Here is a 2727-nt window from a genome sequence, read left to right as displayed (position 1 = left end):
CTCGAAATCGTCGTCCCACGAAAGCTGAAGGCCGCCACCAGGACGGTAATCAGGGACACTGACAATCTGTTCCACTTCGGATCTCTCCTCACTATTGGGGCGTCCGGTACGGGAGTCGCCGCGAACATACGCCGAAACGACTCCCGCACCGAACACCGGTCGCTGGTCATCCCAGATAGATGTGCCTGTTTTCCACGACCATGGACTTGCCGGGCTTCTTGGGGTTCGGCGCCAGGCGCTCGAAGTTCATGTGCGGCCCACCGCCATGCTGTCCGGTGATGTCCGTCTCACCCATCCTGGCCACGCGTGTTCCGTCCTTGGAGACGAAGCGGCCACTTCCGGGAACCGGCTCCGAATATCCAGGACCGACCCACTTCTCGGCTGCGGACAGGGCGTCGTCGACCGGGATCTTTGTGCCGTCGACAGGATGGCCGTCGCTGTCGTACTCCCCGCTCGAGGTCGGACCACATCCGCTTGAGTTGTGCACAAGCACTGGTGTCGGGCCGACCAGCACATAGTACGTGTGGAAGTCCTCGACGGTGAGATTGTAGGTGCGAACGCGCTGGTCGAAGGCACGGTTGGCCTGGACGCGAACGGTGCTCCCGTCGCTGCTCAGCAGGGTGGTACCCGGTCGCAGGTCGCGAGCTTTGACCCAGCTCTGCGCCGTAGGGCTCCAGAAGGGGTGCTCGAAGGTGGCGGTGAGCTTTCGGGGACCACCCGGTGTGGCGATGGTCAGCTCGTCGAAGTGCTTGTCACCGTCGGTGATGATCAGGCGGGTGACCCTGTGCGGCGCGGTCTTGCGGGTGAGCGGATCCGTCGTGACGACCTCGTCACCGGCCCTGACCTTCTCGATGCTCTTGGCCGATCCGCCGGCCATGAGCACCTTGGTGCCCGCGACGAAGCACTGGGTGCAGGAGTCTTCCGCCGCGGACCTCTCCTGAGCATCGCGCAGGGCTTGTCCGAGGCCGTCGTTGAACCGGCTGATGCCCTCGGTGATTCCGTAGATGCCTGCGCCCGCTATCACGATGCCTCCGGCGATGGCCGGTGCGCCCACCAGGCAGCCGAAGCCGCTCAGGCAGAGTTCTGCGCCCCCGAAGACGGCTTCGCCGCCCTGGCCCGTTGCCCAGATGCCGGCACCGGTCTGGATCAGACCTGCCCAGATGTCGGAATTACTGAGAATGGCCTGCCCGTAGTCGCCGATCGTGTTGACGGTGTCCTTGAGCCAGCTGGGCACCCAACTGCCGTCGTCGTCCTGCGAAGCAGCCTTTTGTTTCATGGCCTCGTACAACTGCCGCCACCGGGCCTGCTCCTGCTGCCGTTTGGTGACTGCGGTGCGCTGTGCCTCCATTGCCGCCTGGTCGGCGGCGGTGGCGTCTTTGCCGGCGGCCAGGGCTGAGGTGCGGGCTTGCTGCGCGGATGTCCAGGCCGAGTCGGCGGAGCCGCGTGCGGCGGTGGCCGAGTACTGGGCCTGGGCGGCGGAGGTGACGGCCGCGGCGGCGGCGTTCTCGGCGTCCTGCTGGGCGTTGCGGGCGGTGGTGGCCGAGGCGGCGGCGTCCTTGGCGGACTGTTCGGCCTGGGTGGCATAGCCGTCGGCCTGTGTGGCGTACTTCTTGGCGTCCTTGGCCGCCTGGTCGGCCTGCTTGGCGTAGCCGGCAGCTTCGTTTGCGGCCTTGGCAGCGGTGGCTGCCGCCTTGCCCGCCTCGGCCGCGTTCTTCTGCGCGGTGGCGGCCACGCCTGCGGCCTGTGCGATGAGCTGCTGGATCTGGGCCTCGTGCGTGGCGCCGAGCTGGTCCTGGCGCTGGGCCTTGTACTGGCCGACGGTGATGAAGAGGTGGAGGAGGTCGGAGGGCCCTTCCAGGGCGATCCTCGCGGCGGCCTTGACCTGTGGGCCGCTGCTGCTGTTCTTGGGGTCGGCGAGCCGGGCGGCGCGGACGCGTTCGTCCTGGGTGCGCTCCTGACCGTCGTCGGTGGTGATGAACTGACGCAGCGCGTCCGTGGTGTCCTTGTCCAGTGCTGTGCGGCCCGCCTGCTGTTCGATCGGACCGGCGCCCGCGATGGTCCGGGCGATGTACAGGCGCATGTCCTGCTTCATGGCCTCGTACTGGCCGGTGGCGAGGAACGTGCTCACCGTGCCGGCGTCACCGTCGAGGGCCTTGGCGGCCGCGGCGCGGACGTCGGCCGATCCGGCTGCTTCCGCGAGGTGTTCGACGTCCTGGCGGTCGTCCTGGGCGCTCGCGTCCTGGCGGCCGGTGCGGATGTAGTCGGTCATGCCCTGGTCGGAGCCGGCCAGGGCCACCAGTGCGGCCGACTGGCTCCAGGCGCGGCCGGTCTTCGCCGTCGCCAGGGCCACCTTGCGGGCTTCGGGGGCGATCTGCGCGGCATCCGCGCCGGGCTGGGCCGCCCGATCGGCGAGCTTGGCCGCCTGGGCCTGCAGGTCCTTGGCCTGCTGCGTGGCCGTCTGCTGGGCCGCGGTGCGCTGGTCCTCCTGTGCCTTGAGGTCCTTCGCGCGGGCGATGGCCTCATTGGTACGCGCGGTCAGCTGCTCGGCGTCGATGCGGACGGCGAGGTCGTGGACCTTCTGGGCCTTGGCGACCGCGGCGCTGGCGGCGTCGGCGTCCTTCTTGGCCTCCGCGGCGTGCGCGGCGGACTGTTTGGCGGCGGTCGCAGCCTGTCCGGCGTGGGCGGCGGCGTCGTCGGCCGCCTTGGCCGCATTCTCCGCGTGCGTGG

Annotated in this window: 1 protein-coding gene; it reads right to left on the bottom strand. The window is 69.1% G+C overall.

The annotated features are described in order from the left end of the window. Positions 1-166: 166 nt before the first annotated feature. Positions 167-2727 (bottom strand): polymorphic toxin-type HINT domain-containing protein (locus tag ACWC2T_RS45845; RefSeq protein WP_450676218.1); only part of this gene is annotated, 2561 nt, incomplete at its 5' end.

This window comes from Streptomyces sp. NPDC001393 (assembly GCF_053597455.1).
Note: the sequence above shows the minus strand (reverse complement) of the source record. Positions and strands in the feature narration are given on the sequence as shown.